Genomic DNA, 17,941 nt, shown 5'->3' with positions numbered 1-17,941 from the left:
CTGTGGCTAATTATGTTGAATCATTATACTGTTTCTAGGGGCCTCGGCGGAGGAGGTGGACGTGGATATGGACGTACTCCAGCGCTCGCTGCGGAGCCGCGACGTACGCCCGCGGCACTCCGGTGGTGGGGACCCGGCCTGCTCGCGATCTCGCTCTCAACGCGATCGCCGTCCCCCGACCCTGCCGGAATCAACGCGGACGCCGGCTGGGCGGGTTCTTGAGGGTAGGCGCGTCGACGATCAGCGTGGGCACGGCGGAGGTCGCCTGGGCCAGAGGCCGCGACAACAGGAACCTATCTATCAGTTCGCTTATCAGGGAGATGACAATGACGGCCGATGCCATCGGGACCCGGACCATCCTTGAGGTGGTCGATCCGACCGCGGACAAGATCGGTACGACGGCGACGCCTTTGGCGCCGCGTCTTGACACCCTGGACGGGAAGGTTCTGGGACTGCTGTCCAACAGCAAGCCCAATGCCGAGATCGCGCTTCAGGCGACAGCGGCGAAGATCAAGCAGCGCTTCCCTGACGTTGAGGTGCGCCTCTATCACGGCTCGATCCGGTTCGAGCCGTCTTTGCTGGAGCAGGCGATAGAGGTGTGCGACGCTCTCATCGGCGCCAATGCCGACTGCGGCGCGTGCACGTCATGGCTGATCCACGACGGTGCTCAGGCCGAGAAGGCCGGCGTCCCGCAGGTGACGATCGTTGCCCGTGGCTTCGAGCGCGATGCCGAGGCGAGCGCGAAGGTCTTCGGCGTCCCCGACATCCAGTACGTCGTCGTGCCGCGCGTGTACACCGCGCTCAGCAGGCAACAGGCAGTTGAGCAGTCGGAAGCTGTCGCAGACGACGTCATCCGGCTGCTGACCACTCAACCCGACGGCAGCGGGGACTCCCCGCGCGCGGAGCTGGTCGGCGACAAGCAGGAGACCTACACGTTCGAGGGCACGGATGAGCTCGAGGCGGTCGACGCCTTCAACGAGTTCTTCGTCGAGCGCGAGTACGGTGATGGGCTCCCGCTGTATCCGCCGACGCGCGAGCGCGTAGAGGCGATCATCGCCGCCCAGGGGATTCCGCGGGACCAACTCGTTCTCACCGTTCCGCCGGCCCATGGTCACGGCACGCTCGAAAAGCTCGCGGTGAACGCCGCTATGGCGGGATGTCTGCCCCAGGAACTTCCGGTCGTCATCGCCGCTCTCAAGGCGATCCTCAAGTGCCCGCCGCCGATGAATCTCTCCGTGCTGATGTCGACGGGGGCGTTCGCGCCGGTCGTGCTCGTCAACGGCCCACTGGCAAAGCGACTGGGGATCAACGGTGGTCGCGACCCGCTGGGCCCCGGCCGCAACAACCGGGTGGGCATCCGGATCGGCCGTGCGATCGGGCTCGCGCTGCGAAATCTCGGCCTGTGGATCCCCGGGCGCATGGATCTCGACACGATCGGCACGTCACGCAAGTTCATTCAGGTCCTGGCCGAGAACGAGGACGAGAGTCCGTGGGAGCCGTTCCATGTCAGTCGTGGTTTCCGTCCTGAGGACGACACGGTGACCGTGTTGCACTCGGTGGGCGAGTGGGACCTCGGGTCGAATCACGGCGACGCTGACATTCGCATCCGCTCCATTGTCGCGCGGACACCGACGCTCACCCAGGTGGGCTTCATGACGACCACTCTCGGCGGGCTGGAACGCCAGGAGGACGGCCTGTTCTACCTCTTCCCGCCCGAGACGGCCAAGCGTTTCTCTGCAGCGGGCCTGTCGAAGGCGGCCGTCGCGAGGTTCTTGCTGCACAACATCCGTCCGCGCATCTCGGACGTGATCGCTCCATTCATTGACTTCCACGCGAGAGGCCTGATCAAGAGAGAATGGGAATGGCTGTTCGAGCTCACCCCTGAGGAGCAGCGGGCCCAGACGATCCAGGCGTTCATCGAACCGGACACGATCCAGATCGCCGTCGCCGGATCCGGCACACCGAAGGATTTCGTCTTCGGAACGATGACCCTGCCGATCACCGAGAAGGTCGTCGCGATTCCCTGACAAGGCTGCGGGCCGATCGAGGTAACGTGCCTTTGTCGAAATTGTTGCGGATGGTGATGTCCGCCTCATTGCGGTGAGCGCCGAAGAAATTTCGCTTTTCCTGTTCCAGTATTTGGCGTCCACCCACTGAGCCGCGTATTTGCCTCGATCGGGACCAAAGGTGATTTATCCGTCATAGCGGATGATGTTCTCGACGATACGGTCTGTCGTCGTGAGCCGGGTCAGCCGCCGTCTCCATCTCGATTCGTCGGCTTCGGAGAAGAGAAGGCGGTGGCTGCGCCGGCCATGCCGGCACGCGCGGCGGCGTCTGTCCCGAACTCGGGCGGGGCATGCGACCGGACGCGCCGCTGGAGTTGTCGGAGTTCCGGCCGGAGAGGCTTCTCCATCGTCAGGAGAGGCAACTGGGCAAGCGTCGAACTAGTAAGATGAATCGTATGAGCTTCCCAAATCCTGCGGTCGCGCAGGTTGGTGAAACCGTCCGCGCCCCTAAAACGGCCTCGCTTATCGCGGCGCAGCTGCGTCGCCGGATCGTCCGTGGCGAACTGAAGCCAGGCGAGACGCTGCCGGCCGAGGTGAGCCTGATGGAGCAGTTCGGCGTCTCTCGACCGACATTGCGGGAGGCGTTCCGTATCCTCGAGACCGAGAACCTGATCGACATTCGCCGCGGGAGCCGTGGCGGCGCCGTGGTCTTGGAGCCCGACCAGTCGGTCGCAGCGCGGTACGTCGGGCTGTTGCTTCAGATCCAGGGCACGACGATCGACGACGTGTACGAGGCTCGTATGGTGGCGGAGCCCGCTTGCGCGCGCATGCTCGCGAAGCGGCGGAAGAAGCAGGACATCGCCGATCTGAACGAGGTCATCAAGGACCTGGAATCGGCGGTGGACTCGCGGGATGGCGCAGCCGTCGACCCGATGTCATGGACACGGCTCACCTATCGTTTCCATGAGCTGATCATGCAACGTTCGGGGAACAAGACCCTCGCGGTGCAGGGGGCGGTGCTCCAGGACATCGTCGCGACACATCTGGAGCTGCGCGTCGCGCGAAACTTCGATGAGAAGGAGTCCCCGGAGCGGTTCCAACGCGCGATCAGGGGTTATAAGAAGCTCGTGTCGCTCGTCGAGGAGCGCGATGCTGATGGCGCCGAGCGCCATTGGCGCAGGCACATGGAGGCTGCCGCGATCTACCTGCTCAAGGACGACTTGCACAATAAGCCCGTCGTTGATCTTTTCGCGTGATGCGACTGCGTGGCTCTCGTGACGCCCGCTACGGTACGCACCCGACGGGAATGCCCGCTGCGGCACCCGAGTCCAGTACCGATCACGTTGCCGGTTCGTCCTCTGTCGTGTTCGACGCCAGCGCGGCGATGAACGCCGCACGGACCTGGGGCCGGCTTACTTTCATTGACGGTGTGCGCGGTAGCTGATCCAAGATCTGAAGAACCACCGGCATCTGGTAGCGCGTCAGCCGGGCGGACAGGTGGTCGAGCAGATCCGGCTCGGTGGCGTGGCCGCGTAGCGTAACCGCGACGGCGGGCACCTCGCCCAGCCGTTCGTCCGGGAGCCCGACGGCGACCGCGTCGCTCACGGCCGGATGGTCGCGCAGCGCGTCCTCGATCAGGCTCGGTGGGATCTTGAATCCACCACGGTTGATCGCCTCGTCCGCGCGTCCGTGGATGTAGAGGAAGCCGTCATCGTCCAACGAGCCCAGGTCGTTCGTGCGTAGCCATCCGCCGTCGGCGGCTGGAAGTTGTGGGCCGCGGACCTCCAGCAGGCCGACGGATCCCGTTGGCAGCACCTTGTCCGTCTGGTGGTCGACGATGCGCAACTCGATCCCCCGGTGGGCGCGCCCCACGCTCTCGCGCTTGCTCCCCGCCCAACGTTGATGGTCTTCGAGAGACCAGCCGGCGATGGCGCCCGCGAACTCGGTGGCGCCATAGGTCGTGAGGATCGGCACGCCGTATCTGGACTCGAACTCCTCGGCGAGCCCGGGCGACAGGGGGGCTGTGCCTGACCCGATCGCGCGTACGCTGTCAAAGGTATCGCGGGGGATGTCGGCCTGCATCACCATGCGGATCGCAGCCGGTGGCAAGCGGAGGGACCGGGGGCGGTGCAGGCGCACCGACTCCGCCCAGGCGTTCACCTCGAAGCGTTCCATGAGGGCGATGGCCCGGCCTTCGACGGCGTGTGCAATCGCAAAGTACAGGCCGCTGATGTGGGCGAGCGATGACCACAAGATCACGGTTCCCTTGCGCAGACGAGGCTCGCAGGTCTCATCAATCACGGTTCCCGCAGCGAGAAAGGCAGCCGTGAGCTGCGCGTAGGTGAGAGCGACACGCTTGGGCCTCCCGGTCGTGCCGCTGGTCATCATGACCAGCACCACGTCCTCCATCGGCAGACACGATGGTGCGGGTTCCCAGGACGTCGGGTAGCGCCGTAAACCTGGTCGGCTCGACGTGATGACGGGGACGGCGCGGATGTGCTCGGCCGACGAGAGGACGGATCGGCGTGTCCAGTCCTCCTCGTCGGCGATGACGACGTCCGGCCGGAGTGTGCTGATGTCGTCGGCGAGCCCCGTCTCGCCGGCGTGCGGACTGAGAGTGACGACCTGGCGCCCAGTGGCGATTGTCGCCAGCACGGCGGCGAGCTGGCCCGGCCTGTTCCGCAGGATGACGCCGACGCGTTGTGCCGCCGGGTGGTCCCGTAGGAGCGCGACCAGCTCTCGCCTCGCCTCGGCGAAGTACGACCACTGATACGTGGAACCTTCGAAGGTCAGCGCTCGCGCGTCGGGATCGATGTCGAACACTTGGCGGAGCCGGCTCGACAGCAAGGGGAGGCCGCGCTCCGCGGCAAGTGCGCGTGGTGTGTTCGTCATGCCACCCTTTCGGGTCGTTTAGCTTAATTAGTTATCTCATTTTAGCATATGGCTTCCAAGATCTATGAGGTGCTCGCGGATGTGGCGCGAGTGCCGTGGCCGCAGTGAAGACGGTTCGCGCCGGTCGCTGCCGCGTCCGCTTCGGCGGCCTTGACCTGCCGGATCTCAGGTACGCGAGCGTCATCGGCGGCATGGGCCGGTACGCTTTGCGTCGCCGGTTCCACAGGTACAATCATCTGTATGAGTGCCCCAATGGCAGCGCGGGTCGGCCAGATCGTCCGTGCGCCCAAGACGGCAGAGCTGATCGCCACGCAACTGCGTCGTCGGATCGTGCAGGGCAGCCTGAAGCCTGGTGCGATGTTGCCGTCGGAGATCCACCTCATGGAGCAGTTCGGCGTCTCGAGGCCGACGTTGCGTGAAGCCTTCCGCATCCTCGAGACCGAGAATCTCCTCGAGATTCGGCGCGGTAGCCGTGGTGGTGCCCTGGTCCTGGCGCCCGATGTGTCGGTTGCGGCGCGCTATGTTGGCCTGCTGCTTCAGTTTCAAGGCACGACAATCGATGATGTCTATGAAGCCCGCATGGTCGCGGAGCCGGCGTGTGCCCGGATGCTGGCCGAGCGCCGCTCAGGGCAGGACCTCGCGGATCTGAACGAGGTCATCAAGGACCTGGAGTCCGCCATCGAATTGCGTGACGACTCAGTGCCCGATCATTCCTTGTGGTCGCGCCTGACCTATCAGTTCCACGAGCTCATCATGCAGCGATCCGGGAACAAGACCCTCGCGTTGCAAGGGGCTGTCCTGCACGACATCGTGGCGACGCACATCACGTTGCGGGTCGCCCTGCACTTCGACAGGGCGGAGTCGCCGGAGCGTTTCCAGCGGGCCATCAAGGCGTACAAGAAGCTCGTGGCGCTGGTCGAGGCCCAGGACGCCGACGGTGCTGAGCGGCACTGGCGTAGCCATATGAAGGCGGCGGCACACTACCTGCTCAAGGACGATCTTCACAACAAGCCCGTGGTCGACCTGTTCAGCTGAACCACGAACTTGCACAGATCGACGCGAGCCCGCCGCTCGCCGTCGGCGTCGAAGATCTCCGTGGCCCGGCTGGCATTCGTTGGCCGCCTCGCCGAAACCGCGTAGTCCGCGCACCTGAACCGCGGTCACGTCGCCGAACGGTTGAAGGCCCTGCCCGCCGGGCCGTGTGCCCTCGGGCATGAAGAGGTTCATGTTTGGCACCTTGGCGGGCAGAGCTCCGATGCGGGCGGCCGGTCTGCCCCACTGCCATTGAGGCAGCTCCATGGCAAGTAGAAGCGCTGTGGAGACCTCCAGGCAGGATGGTCGTGGCCGCAGCTACGGGTGGCGGCAACGCAGAATAGATGATACTTAATATGGGGTGTAGCGGTGGTCTTCCACGTGCCGCAGCGCGCCGATCATCCAGACGTGTTCATCACGGCGAACGAACACCAGGATGCCGGCACCCCCGCAGTTCATGCTCGGCAGCGAATTCGCCGGTGTCGTCACCCTGCTGGGCACGCGCGTCATGGCCACCGCGTCTAGCGAAGACCGGGTCGCTTTCGGCTTGGGGGCGGCGGGAGGTGTCGACTACGTCCGAGATCGCACAGACCGATGTCGCCGAACGCCGTGCCACAGGCAAAGGCCACCAACTGGAGCGAACCGGGTAGCGGCGCTGTAGTCATCAACGGACCTGAGGAGAGCGATGCGGTTGGACTCCCCGGCGGAGCTCGAGGCGTTCCGCCAGCAAGTGCGCACGTTCATCGCTGAGCACGCGCCCGGTCGCAAGACGCGGGCCGGAGTGCGCGCACCGGAACCCGAGCTGATGCAGGCGATCCGGGAATGGACCGCAAGGCTGTACGCGGCCGGATATCTCGGCATCGACTGGCCCGCCGAGTATGGCGGTCGGCCCGACGCGCACCCGCTGGAGCAGTTCATCGTCGTGGAAGAGATCACCCGGGCTCGTACGTGGCCGGCTGTGGGCGCCGGGACGCTGGCCGCGGCCGCGATCATCGAGTTCGGCACCGATGAGCAGCGCGCCAGGTTCCTGCCGCGGATCCGCACCTGTGCGGACGTATGGTGCCAGCTCTTCAGCGAGCCGGATGCCGGTAGCGATCTGGCCGCGCTGACCACGCGCGCGCGGCGTGAGGGCGAGGAGTTCGTCGTCGATGGGCAGAAGGTGTGGACCACCAACGGCCAGCACGCCGACATGGGCTACCTGCTGGCCCGCACCGACTCCGGAGCAGCCAAGCACAAAGGGATCACTGCCTTCGCCGTCGACATGCGTACGCCAGGCATCGCCATCCGTCCGCTGCGGGAGATCACCGGTACCACCGACTTCAATGAGGTCTTCTTCGACGGCGTACGGATTCCGGCCGAGAACGTGATCGGCAAGGTCGGTGACGGCTGGCGGGTTGCGATGAGCAGCCTCGGGCACGAGCGATCCGGCGTCGCCGCGCGTGGGGTGGAACTCGTCGCGGCACTCGACGACCTGCTGGGGCTGGCGGCGGAGAGGAAGGTAGAAGATCGGCCGGCGCTGGAGGACTCCGCGACCCGGCAGGCAATCGGCGAGCTCGCGACCCGCGTGTACGTGAACACCGCGATCGTGAACATGGCGCAATCGCGGATGGCGAGCGGGACCCACCGCCCGGCGGACGCGCAGCTCGGGAAGGTCTTCTTCAGCGAGATCAATCACGATCTCGCCGCTTACGGTGTGGAGCTGCAGGGCGTCGACGGGATCCTGGCCGAGGGAGACCCTGAGGCGCTGTCCGACGGATGGTGGCAGGACGCACATCTGTACTCGCGCGCCTACACGATCGCGGGCGGCGCGAACGAGGTGCTGCGGACCCAGATCGCCGAGCGCGGCCTCGGCCTGCCGCGCGAGCCACGGTGAATGCGGTCTCAGACGGGGCCGCCGCAGCGCCGTAACCTCAAGATGAGGATGATGAAATGAGTGTCTGACAGGAAGTTAACCCGGTAGCCGACGGACTCATGGGCGGATTGGGCATAATTAAGGGCACTAAAAAGGCTAGACGATCATGGTGCATCGTTTGGGACGCACCGGAAAGCCGGGGTTATGGTGGAGATCCGTGAGCGCCTCGCGCAACTGCTGCGGGAGACTCCGGACGATGCGGAGGCCATCGAGCATGACGCGCGCTGGTGGCAGTGGGGCCGGCTGAAGCAGATCGCCTCTGCGGTGACCGCAGCGCTCGACGGCGCGGGACTGGGGCGACACTCGCGGGTCGGGTTGATCCTGCAGAACCGGCCCGAGCACGTGGCAGCACTGGCCGGGTTACTGGCCGGTGGGAGAGTCGTCGTCACCTTGAGCCCGCTCCAACCCCCCGTCCGGCTGGCGGCCGACATCGAACAGGCCCGGCTCGCTTTGGTGATCGGCTCACCGGAGACGCTGAGTCGCGAGGGCGTCCTCGACGCCGTCACCTCCCGAGGGATCGCCCTGGAGGTCGACGACGAAGGCGAGGTGCGCGAACGTGGCGGCACCGTCCCGCACGACGCCGAGACCTGCCCGGGCGTCGCGATCGAAATGCTCACTTCGGGCACCACCGGGCCGCCCAAGCGCGTCCGGCTCTCAGACCGGCAGCTCGACGGATCGCTGGTCTCAAGCGGGCAAGTGCCCCGCGAAGGCCGGCTGCTCTCGCGCTCGGTGACGGTTGCCGTCGCCCCGATGGTGCACATCGGTGGGATGTGGCGGGTGCTCGGGGCGCTGTGCGCCGGGCGCCGGATCGTGCTCATGTCAAAGTTCGTGCTGGAGCCATGGGTTTCGGCGGTCGAGAGATATCGGCCGCGTGCCGCCGGCCTGGTGCCCGCCGCCCTGCGCTCCGTCCTCGACGCCGGGGTTCCGCCGGAGCGGCTGAAGTCGCTGCAGGTCATCACCTCCGGCACCACGGCGTGTCCACCCGAACTGGCCGACCGGTTCTTCCACACCTACGGCGCTCGTGTGCTGATGACCTACGGTGCCACCGAGTTCGCGGGCGCCGTGGCGGGCTGGACATACGAGATGCACAAGGCATGGTGGGCCACCAAGGCAGGTAGCGCCGGACGGCCGTTCGGGGACACCGTTCTCAGGGTGACCGACACGGACGGTGCCGAACTCCGGGTGGGCGAGGTCGGCCACCTGGAAGTTCGAACGAGTCAGTCCGTCCAGGGGGCGGGGGAGTGGGTACAGACGTCCGACCTGGCCCGGATCGACGCCGATGGCTTCCTCTGGATCACCGGCCGGGCGGACGATGCGATCATCCGCGGCGGTTTCAAGGTCCAGCCCAGTGTCGTGGCGAGAATCCTGGAGGCGCACCCGGCCGTCCGTGAGGCGGGGGTGGCCGGGCTTCCGGATGGACGGCTCGGAGCGGTGCCTGTCGCGGCCGTCGAGCTGGAGCCGGGAACCACGGTCGGGGAGGCCGCACTGGTCGCCGACCTGATCGAGCGCTGCCGCGCCGAACTGACCCCGTACGAGGTGCCCGCCTACGTGATCGTGGTCGAGGCGCTGCCTCGTACGCCGTCCTCAAAGGTGAGCAAGATGGACCTGCTCGACCTCGTCCGCGCCCGGATGGCCGAGCCTGCCCCCGCGTGAACGATCCCTGGCGATGCCACCGCTCTTGTTGATCAGACGATGCAACCCCCTTTTCTCATTTCCTGGCCGTGGAGCCGGTAGCCGTGGAGGACATAGGTGACGCTCTCATTCACCGATGAGCAAGAGGAGCTGCGGATCTCGGTTCGTCGGTTCCTGGCGGACAAGGCGCCCACCGAGTCCGTACGCCTCTCGATGGAGACGGCCGAGGGGCACGACCATGCGGTCTGGGCACAGATGGCCGGACAGCTCGGCCTGCAGGGCATCGTGTTGCCGGAGCAACACGGGGGCATGGGGTTCGGTCCCATCGAGTTGAGCATCGTGCTGGAGGAACTGGGGCGCGCACTCAGCCCCGAGCCGTTCCTGTCCTCGGTCGCGTTCGCCGGTCGAGCGCTGGCCATCAGCGACGATGTTGAGGCGATGCGGCGCTGGCTTCCCGGCATTGTGGACGGCTCGCTGACCGCCGCGCTCGCCGTCAGCGAGGAGAGCGGCAGTTCGAGCCTCGACGACGTGTCGACGACGGCGGAGCCGTCCGGCGCCGAATTCGCGCTCACCGGCGTCAAGATGTTCGTGATCGACGGGGACTCGTCGGATCTGCTGCTGGTCGCGGCCCGTACCGACCATGACCTGGCACTCTTCGCGGTGGAGTCGGAGGAGGGCGTGACCCGCACCCGGCTCGCGGCGGTCGACCCCACCCGTCGGCTCGCCCGCCTGGAGTTCGCGGGCACCCCGGCCCGCCGGATCGAGGCGCGGTCGGGACACCTGCGGGAGGTCCTGGACCTGGCGATCATCGCCTTGGCGGCGGAGCAGGTCGGTGGGGCGCAGGCATGCCTCGACATGACCGTGGAGTACGCGAAGGTACGGGTGCAGTTCGGCCGGCAGATCGGGTCGTTCCAGGCGATCAAGCATAAGTGCGCCGACATGCTCCTGCAGCTTGAGGCGGCCCGCTCCGCGCTCTACCACGCGGTCGCGATCGCGGCGGCCCGAGACGGGACGGACTCGGCCGACCTGTCCTCGGCCGCCGCGGTATGCGGCGCCTGGTGCGGTCAGGCATTCACGCACCTCGCCAAGGAGATGATCCAGATTCACGGCGGCGTCGGCTACACCTGGGAGCACGACGCGCATCTTTATCTCAAGCGAGCCAAGTCGAGCGAGCTGCTGCTCGGTTCACCCGTGATGCACCGTGCCCGGCTGGCCGACCTCGTCAACATTCGAGGGGGTAACTCATGAAGCTCGTGCCCACCGAGACGGATGAGCTGTTCCGCGCGCGGTTGCGGACGTTCTTGCGGGAGAACCACCCTGGCAGCCGCCCGCGGAGCGCCGCGGAGCGCCGCTCCTGGCAAAAGGCGTGGCTCGCCACACTGTACGACGCCGGATTCGCCGGCCCCAGTTGGCCGCACGAGTACGGCGGAATGGACCTGCCGTTCGCCCGCCAGGTCATCTACCAGGAGGAGTACCAGCGTGCCCGGGTTCCGGGGCCGCTGGGCACCGGCCTGGGCATCGCCGCGCCGACGATCATCAAGTATGGGACAGACGAACAGAAACAGCGCTGGCTGGCTCCGATGCTGCGGGGTGACACGGTGTGGGCGCAGGGGTACTCCGAGCCCGATGCGGGTTCCGACCTCGCCGCGCTGCGGACCACCGCCAAACGGGTCGGCGACCGCTACATGGTCAACGGTCAAAAAGTGTGGAACACGCATGCCGATCACGCCGACCTCCTCTTCACCCTGGTTCGCACGGGTACGCAGGAATCGCGGCAGAAGGGAATCAGCTACCTGATCATCGATGCGCACGCTCCGGGCGTCACTGTCCGGCCGCTGCGCGACCTCACCGGCGGCACACACTTCTCGGAGATCTTCTTCGATGACGTAGAGGTATCCGTCGAGGACCGCGTCGGCGCGGAGAACGACGGCTGGAAGCTCGCTCGCACCTCACTGGGCCACGAGCGGGCGGCAGGCGCGATGAACCAGGCCGCGTTGTACCGCCGTGTGCTCGACGAGTTGGTCGAGCTCGCCCGGGAGCGTGGCATCGCGTCCGACCCCCTGGTCAGGGACAGGCTCGCCGACTTTGAGGTCCGGGTCCGGATCATGCGCTACACCGGCATGCGGACGATCTCGGACATACTTCAGAAGGGCGAGCCGGGGCCGGCGTCGTCGACCTCCCGGCTGTTCATCTCCACATTCGAGCAGGACTTGCACGAGTTCGCCGTCGACATGCTCGGTGCCCACAGCCTGCTGACCCGGGATGACCCCGGAGCCTTGCAACGGGGCCGCTGGATCGGTGGTTTCCTGTCCACCCGGGCGTCGACGATCGGCGCGGGCACCGCCGAGATCCAGCGGAACATCATTGCCGAGCAGGTGCTGGGCCTGCCCCACGATCCGGCGATGCCGCCCCGCTGAGTCCCCCTGACTGGCCCGCGGGGGTCGTTCGCCGAGCCGAGGAACCTCAGACTCGCCTCGGCGACGATGGCCACCCCTACCGAGAAGGCCAGCCGTACCGCCATCGCCGTTCGGTCGCGACGGAGTCGGCTCAGTATCCTGCCGAAGGACAGGAGCCTGAACAGCACGGTGACATGTACGGCATCAAGCAGATGCGCCCCGAGTGGTGAGTGGGGTCGTCATCGGAAGGCGATCCGCCGGTCAGCTCGCCGCAGCGGAGCGCTGGATCAGCCGGCAGAGCCGGTCCCGATGGACGGCGGCATCACCGTAGAGCATGCCGTCCACCTTCGCCCGGCGCAGGTAGAGATGAAGGTCATGCTCCCAGGTGAAGCCGATCCCGCCGTGCAACTGCAGCGCGTCGCCCGCCACCTCGCCTGCCGCGGTGCTGGCGTAGGAAGCAGCGGCGCAGGCGGCCCGAGCCGCGTCGGCCGTGCCGGCGTCGGCAGCCATGGCCGCGTAGTAGGTGGCCGCGCGGGTGCCGTGGACGAGCATCGCCATCGTCGCGCACTTCTGCTTGACGGCCTGGAACATGCCGATCGGCCTGCCGAACTGGACACGCACCTTCACGTACTCGACGGTGAGCTCCAACATCCGATCCATGACGCCAAGAGTCTCCGCCGCGGTGAGCACGCAAGCGTGGTCGAGCAGGCGCTGCACTTCGGCCGGCCCGCCGCCGAGCATCCGATCGGAGGGAACCGGCACGCCGGCGAAGCGGACCTCGTAGAACGCGCGAGTGAGGTCCAGGACCCGCTGACGGCGAACGGTCACTCCTGGCGCTTCGCGGTCGACGAGGAACGACGCCGGAGCATCGCCGAGCAACGCCGTCACCAGGAGCCAGCGGGCGCTTCCGGCGTCCTGCACCGCGGTCTTCACACCGTCGAGCACGTGACCGCCGTCCGCAGGGCGCGCGGTGGCCCGCACGCCTTCGAGTGTCCACGGGGCCCCATGCTCGGCGAATGCCCACGTGGCCGAAGCCGTCCCCTCGCTGAGGGCGGGTAGTACATCGGCCCGCAACCGGTCCGGCCCGGTGCGCGCGACGGCGAGACCGGCCAGTGCCGTGGACATGAACGGACCACGTGCGGCGGCCTTCCCTATCTCCTCGGCGACCTGCGCGAGCTCCACCAGGCCCTGCCCGGCGCCGCCGTGCTCCTCTGGCAGTGCGATGCCGGTCCACCCCAACTCGCACGCAAGGCGCCAGAACGCGGGGTCGACATCGTCGTCGCGATCGATCTGCGCCCGGACGACGTCGATCGGCGTATGGTCGATGAGCAGGTCACGGGACGCCTCCCGCAGCATCGCCTGCTCTTCGCTGAGCTCGAAGTCCACCACTCACCATCCGGTCGTACGCGCAGTGGCGCATCATGCCACCACTTACGAACAAAAGTATTCTCTTTTAACGGGTTAGTCGAGCAGTTCGGCAAAAATGCCTGTACAAGCAGCACTCGCGTCAGTGGACCTGCTTCCCGCGTTGCTATTCAGCATCCTTATTTGTGGCGATCGCGGCCGCTCCCCGGGCACGACGCGGTCACGGTGAGCCGCCGTCCGGCGGGAGCAGGGCTGCTTGAGTGGCGGCACGGGGAGCGGGGCGCTGCCCACCCGGGTGCATGCAGCGGTCCAGGCGTCCTGCCGGGCCCTCCTGGAGCTGAGGAATTTCGACGTCACAGAGGCCAGGCTCGGAGTACGAGCAGCGTGGGTGGAACCGGCAGCCCGACGGCAGCGCGTCCGGCGGTGGCACCGCACCGGGTATGGCGGCGAGCCGGGTGCGTGCCCCTCGGACCGGGATCGCCTTGAGCAGCCCTTCGGTGTAGGGGTGGGAGGGCCGGTCGAGCACATCGCGGACCGGACCGCTCTCCAGGACCTGCCCGCAGTACATCACCGCGACCCGCCTGCAGGAGCGGGCGACGACGCCAAGGTCGTGCGTGACGAGCAGGACGGCGATGCCGGTGTCGGCCTGAAGCTCACCGAGCAGGTCCAGCACGCGCGCCTGAACGGTCACGTCCAGCGCGGTGGTGGGCTCGTCGGCGATCAGCAGCTTCGGCTCGCAGGCGAGCGCCATCGCGATCATGACACGCTGGCACATGCCGCCGCTGAAGGTGTGCGGGTAGTCCCTCGCCCGGCGGGCGGGATCTGGGATGCGCACCCGGTCGAGCATATGTACGGCCCGCTCCCACGCCTCGGCCTTGGAGACGGCACGATGGCGCCGGACGACCTCGGCGATCTGCGTGCCGACCCGCATCGTCGGGTTGAGGCTGCGGATCGGCTGCTGGAAGATCATGCCGATGTCGCGGCCGAGGATCTCGGCGCGGGCTCGGGGATCGAGGGTGAGCAGGTCGCGCCCGTCAAAGCGGATCGATCCGCTGACGACGCGGCCGCCCGTGTAGCCGGTCAGCCCCATGACGGCGAGAGAGGTGACACTCTTGCCCGACCCGGACTCGCCGACCAGGCCGAGCGTCTGGCCACGGTCGATGGTGAAGCTGACCCCGTCGACGGCTCGGACGACCCCGCGCCGGGTGGCGAATTCGACGGCGAGATCACGGACCTCGAGCAGCGCGTGGACGTGGCTCGTGGCGGTCATGGTCAAACCCGCTTTCGGCTGGCGGACAGTGCCGCCCGCACCCCGTCGCCGACCTGCGAGAACGCGAGGACCGTGAGGCCGATCGTGATGCCAGGGGCGTAGACGAGGTAGGGCGCGACGTAGAGGTTGTCGAACGCCTCGCGCAGCAGGGAACCCCAACTCGGCTCCGGCGGGCGAACGCCCAGCCCCAGGAAGCTGAGGCTCGCCTCGGCGAGCATCGACAGGCCCAGCAAGATCGTCACCTGGGCGACGACGGGCGCGACGATGTTCAGCAGCACATGCCGCACCATGATCCGCAGGGGAGTGCAGCCGATGGCTCGGCACGCCTCGATATAGGTTTCGGCGCGTACCTGCAGCGTGGCCCCGCGGACGATGCGGAACAGCGACGGTGCGAACACGATGCCGATCGCGAGCATCGCGTTGCTCAGGCCGGGCCCGAGCACGGCGACGACGGCGACCGCGAGTACGAGCGCGGGCGCGCTCATCACCGCGTCATTCAGCCGGGACAGTACGGTGTCGACCCATCCGCCGACGTAGCCGGCGATCAGTCCAGCTGGCAGCCCGATCAGCAGCGCGACGCCGACCGCCTGTACGGCTGCGAACAATGAGGTGCGCGCACCGTAGAGGAAGCGGCTGAACACGTCGCGGCCGAGTTCGTCGGTGCCGAGCCAGTGTGTCGAGCTCGGCGGGCTCGACACGATGGACAGGTCGCCTTGGGCATAGCCGGACGGCGCGAGCACGGGCGCGAGCAGGGCCACGGCCACCAGGAGGGCGAGGAACCCCGTGGCCACGATCGCGGCCCGTTCTTCGAGGAAGCGCTCGACCAGCGGCGACCGGACCCGGTGCGGACGGTCAGTGGACGGCGCGCCGGCGCCGAGCGGGCTCATTGCCGGACCGTTCGCGGGTCGATGGCGTTGTATGACAGATCAACCATGAAGTTGATCACGAGTACCACCCCGGTGGCGAATGCGACGACGCCCAGGATCACGGGCATGTCGCGGGCGAGCACACTGTCCACGGTCAGGGACCCCAGCCCTTGGATACCGAACACGGTCTCGATGACGACGGTGCCGCCCAGCAGTTGGGCGATGCGTGTACCGAGCACCGTGACGACGGGGATGCCGGCGTTGCGCAGCACGTGTCGCATCACGATCTGCGGTGTGAGCAGGCCCTTGGCGCGGGCGGTCAGGACGTGGTCACGTTCGAGTACTTCGGTGGTGGCGCTGCGGACGTGGCGGATGAGCTCGGCTGCCGGGAGCCACGCCAGAGCCAGTGCGGGCAGCAGCAGGTGTGACAGCCACGCCCACGTTCCTTCACTCAACGGCGAATAGCCGGTGGCCGGGAGCCATCTCAGGTAGAGGGCGAAGGCAAGGACGAGCAACAGCCCGACCCAGAACTGCGGAAGTGCGATCCCGGCGGCGGCGAACACGGAGATCACCCGGTCCAGGACGCCTCCGGCTCTGACCGAGGCCAGCGTACCGAGCAGCAGACTGATCGCGATCGCTATGAGGAGCGCGAGCAGCACGAGCGAGAACGTCGGCCACAAGCGCGAGACCAGGAGCTCTCCCACATCCTGGCGCCGCGACAGCGATGTGCCGAGGTCTCCGGTGAAGATGCCGCCCAGCCAGTGCGTGTAGCGTTCCAGCAAAGGGCGATCCAGCCCGAGTTCCGCCCGCACCCGGGCGACGTCCGCCTGCGATGCGCCCTGGCCGGCCAGTTCGACTGCTGGGTCGCCGGGAGCCAGATCGACCAGGGCGAACACCCCGAACGACACCACCACGAACAACAGCGGGACTGCGATGAGAAAGCGTCCGATGGTTCGCATCGCACCCCTTACAGCTTGGCCTGCGCGACGTAGCGCAGGTCGAGCATGTACTGGGCATAGGGCAGCGGCGCGGTGTCGAAGCCGATCACGGACTTGGCCGTGAGGTAGTGCGCGTCGAGGTGGCAGTAGAGCACGAAGAACGCCTCGTCGGCCAGCGCCCGCATCGCGTCCTGGTAGGCGCGGTCACGCCCGGCGTCGTCCAAGGTGGCGCGGGCCTTGGTCAGAGCCGCCGCCACGGCCTTGCTCTGCCCGCCGAGGCCAGTCGGCGACAGTACGTTGTCGAGCGTCGCCCCCACGCTGGTATCGGGAGTTATCTGGTAATTCCAGGTCTCCGCCTTGTCCGAGCGGTACGCCGTGAACGCCTCGACAGAGGTCAGCGGCGTGAGCTGGGCCCGGATCCCGACTTGGAGCAGCTGCTGCTGCACAGCCTCGGGGATCTGCTGGCGGCCGGCGATAAAGAAGATCTCGAGGTCCATGCCGGAGCCATGGCCGGCCTCAGCGAGCAGGCGCCGGGCGGCCTCGGGGTCGTACGGGTACGGATCGGTGAAGCCGTCGATGTGGCCGGGGAAGCCCTCGCGCACGAGTTGGTCGCTGCGGGCGCAGGTGCCTTGCAGCAGGCCCTTCACGATCGCGTCGCGGTTGATCGCGCGGACGACGGCTTGGCGTACTCGCGCGTCCTTGAGCAGGCTGGAACGCATCAGCAACGCGTTGGCCACTCCGGACGGGGTGTGCTGGTGAACGAACTGGCCGCTGCCGCCCAGCGCCTCGGCCTCCTTGACCGCGCTTGAGTCGGCGGGGTCGACGTAGCTGACGTCGAGCTCATTCGCCCGCAGCGCCGAGGAACGCGTCCGGCCGTCCTGGACGAACCGGACCTCCAGCTCGGCGAGCCGTCCTGCCTGCCGGTCCCAGTTCTGACCGGCGGCCCGGGCGAAGACGACCCGCTCACTGGGCACGAACGTCGCCACCGTGTAAGGTCCGGTCCCGGCCAGGCCGGGATCCTTGACCAGGTCGGCCTGGGCGTTGATCGCCTTCGGGCTGATCATGGCGCCGGGTGGTCCGGAGAGGACCTGTGGCAGTTCGGGGGACGGGGTGCTGAGGAGGAACCGAACCTGAGCCGGGGAGACGACCTCGACCGATTTTACGGCGGTGAGCTTGTTCGCGGACGTCGAGCCCTTGAGGGTTTTGGCCCGCTCGATGTTCGCCTGGACGACGGTCGCGTCGAAGGGAGTGCCGTCGTGGAACCTCACGTCCGCGCGCAGGTCCATCGTCATCGAGAGCCCATCGGAGGAGAACTTCCACGCGGTCGCGAGCATCGGCTGGGCCCGCATGCTCTGGTCCAGCTTGGTGAGCCGATCGAAGACCAGGAAGGTGTACGGCCGCTCGCCCGCGGTTCGCTCCTGATGCGGATCGAAACCGGTGGGAACGGCGACCGTTCCGACCACCAGCCTGCCGTTCGGGTCGACCGCGGCCTTCGCGGACGGTGCCGCTCCACCGGAACCGTTGACCGGTGCCCCACAGGCGGTCGCGGCCACGAGCAGTGCTGCGATGGCGGCAGCGACGCGGTGCACACGTCGAGCTGACATTTAGGTTCCTCTTCGTCGAACTTTTGTG

At 67.3% G+C, this 17,941-nt stretch carries 14 protein-coding genes; 7 read left to right on the top strand and 7 right to left on the bottom strand.

What is annotated here, in order from left to right; all coding sequences use genetic code 11:
• Nucleotides 1–326: 326 nt before the first annotated feature.
• Complete coding sequence (locus ABZS69_RS45340; RefSeq protein ID WP_355384172.1) at nucleotides 327–2,027, top strand: hypothetical protein; 1,701 nt, start codon at nucleotides 327–329, stop codon at nucleotides 2,025–2,027.
• 434 nt (nucleotides 2,028–2,461) lie between these two features.
• Nucleotides 2,462–3,262: an FCD domain-containing protein gene (locus ABZS69_RS45335; RefSeq protein ID WP_355384169.1), complete on the top strand. Its 801-nt coding sequence runs from the start codon at nucleotides 2,462–2,464 to the stop codon at nucleotides 3,260–3,262.
• 82 nt (nucleotides 3,263–3,344) lie between these two features.
• On the opposite strand, the gene ABZS69_RS45330 is transcribed toward ABZS69_RS45335, so the two are convergent.
• The gene (locus ABZS69_RS45330; protein WP_355384166.1) at nucleotides 3,345–4,898 is read right to left on the bottom strand and encodes a class I adenylate-forming enzyme family protein; all 1,554 of its coding nucleotides are present in this window, start codon (nucleotides 4,896–4,898) and stop codon (nucleotides 3,345–3,347) included.
• A gap of 240 nt (nucleotides 4,899–5,138) precedes the next feature.
• On the opposite strand from ABZS69_RS45330, the gene ABZS69_RS45325 reads away from it, so the two are divergent.
• Nucleotides 5,139–5,933 carry an FCD domain-containing protein gene (locus tag ABZS69_RS45325; RefSeq protein ID WP_355384163.1) on the top strand — a complete coding sequence of 265 codons (795 nt, stop codon included), beginning with the start codon at nucleotides 5,139–5,141 and terminating at the stop codon, nucleotides 5,931–5,933.
• Nucleotides 5,934–6,281: 348 nt separating this feature from the next.
• On the opposite strand, the gene ABZS69_RS45320 is transcribed toward ABZS69_RS45325, so the two are convergent.
• A complete protein-coding gene (locus ABZS69_RS45320) occupies nucleotides 6,282–6,446 on the bottom strand; it encodes a hypothetical protein (RefSeq protein WP_355384160.1) in 165 nt (54 codons plus the stop codon).
• 169 nt (nucleotides 6,447–6,615) lie between these two features.
• Here ABZS69_RS45320 and ABZS69_RS45315 point away from each other — a divergent pair, with 169 nt between their 5' ends.
• The 4 genes from ABZS69_RS45315 to ABZS69_RS45300 all read left to right on the top strand — a co-directional run bounded on the left by ABZS69_RS45315 (nucleotide 6,616) and on the right by ABZS69_RS45300 (nucleotide 11,891).
• Nucleotides 6,616–7,803, top strand: coding sequence for an acyl-CoA dehydrogenase family protein (locus ABZS69_RS45315; protein WP_355384157.1), 1,188 nt, complete (start codon nucleotides 6,616–6,618; stop codon nucleotides 7,801–7,803).
• A gap of 183 nt (nucleotides 7,804–7,986) precedes the next feature.
• Nucleotides 7,987–9,495 (top strand): fatty acid--CoA ligase family protein, encoded by a 1,509-nt coding sequence (locus ABZS69_RS45310; RefSeq protein ID WP_355384154.1) that lies wholly within the window; start codon nucleotides 7,987–7,989, stop codon nucleotides 9,493–9,495.
• 96 nt (nucleotides 9,496–9,591) lie between these two features.
• Nucleotides 9,592–10,722 (top strand): acyl-CoA dehydrogenase family protein, encoded by a 1,131-nt coding sequence (locus ABZS69_RS45305; protein WP_355384151.1) that lies wholly within the window; start codon nucleotides 9,592–9,594, stop codon nucleotides 10,720–10,722.
• Complete coding sequence (locus tag ABZS69_RS45300; RefSeq protein WP_355384148.1) at nucleotides 10,719–11,891, top strand: acyl-CoA dehydrogenase family protein; 1,173 nt, start codon at nucleotides 10,719–10,721, stop codon at nucleotides 11,889–11,891. Before ABZS69_RS45305 ends, ABZS69_RS45300 begins: the two co-directional genes overlap by 4 nt.
• A gap of 240 nt (nucleotides 11,892–12,131) precedes the next feature.
• Here ABZS69_RS45300 and ABZS69_RS45295 read toward each other — a convergent pair whose 3' ends face one another.
• The 5 genes from ABZS69_RS45295 to ABZS69_RS45275 all read right to left on the bottom strand — a co-directional run bounded on the left by ABZS69_RS45295 (nucleotide 12,132) and on the right by ABZS69_RS45275 (nucleotide 17,913).
• Nucleotides 12,132–13,256 (bottom strand): acyl-CoA dehydrogenase family protein, encoded by a 1,125-nt coding sequence (locus tag ABZS69_RS45295; RefSeq protein ID WP_355384145.1) that lies wholly within the window; start codon nucleotides 13,254–13,256, stop codon nucleotides 12,132–12,134.
• 199 nt (nucleotides 13,257–13,455) lie between these two features.
• Nucleotides 13,456–14,505 (bottom strand): ABC transporter ATP-binding protein, encoded by a 1,050-nt coding sequence (locus ABZS69_RS45290; RefSeq protein ID WP_355384142.1) that lies wholly within the window; start codon nucleotides 14,503–14,505, stop codon nucleotides 13,456–13,458.
• A 2-nt stretch (nucleotides 14,506–14,507) separates the two neighbouring features.
• On the bottom strand, nucleotides 14,508–15,392 hold the full coding sequence (locus ABZS69_RS45285; RefSeq protein WP_355384139.1) for an ABC transporter permease: 885 nt from the start codon (nucleotides 15,390–15,392) through the stop codon (nucleotides 14,508–14,510).
• Nucleotides 15,389–16,330 carry an ABC transporter permease gene (locus tag ABZS69_RS45280; protein WP_355384136.1) on the bottom strand — a complete coding sequence of 314 codons (942 nt, stop codon included), beginning with the start codon at nucleotides 16,328–16,330 and terminating at the stop codon, nucleotides 15,389–15,391. The genes ABZS69_RS45285 and ABZS69_RS45280 overlap by 4 nt, the downstream gene beginning before the upstream one ends.
• An 8-nt stretch (nucleotides 16,331–16,338) precedes the next feature.
• Complete coding sequence (locus tag ABZS69_RS45275; protein WP_355384133.1) at nucleotides 16,339–17,913, bottom strand: ABC transporter substrate-binding protein; 1,575 nt, start codon at nucleotides 17,911–17,913, stop codon at nucleotides 16,339–16,341.
• Nucleotides 17,914–17,941 lie beyond the last annotated feature (28 nt).

Source organism: Nonomuraea sp. NPDC005650 (genome assembly GCF_040605375.1).
Taxonomy (GTDB): domain Bacteria; phylum Actinomycetota; class Actinomycetes; order Streptosporangiales; family Streptosporangiaceae; genus Nonomuraea.
Note: the sequence above shows the minus strand (reverse complement) of the source record. Positions and strands in the feature narration are given on the sequence as shown.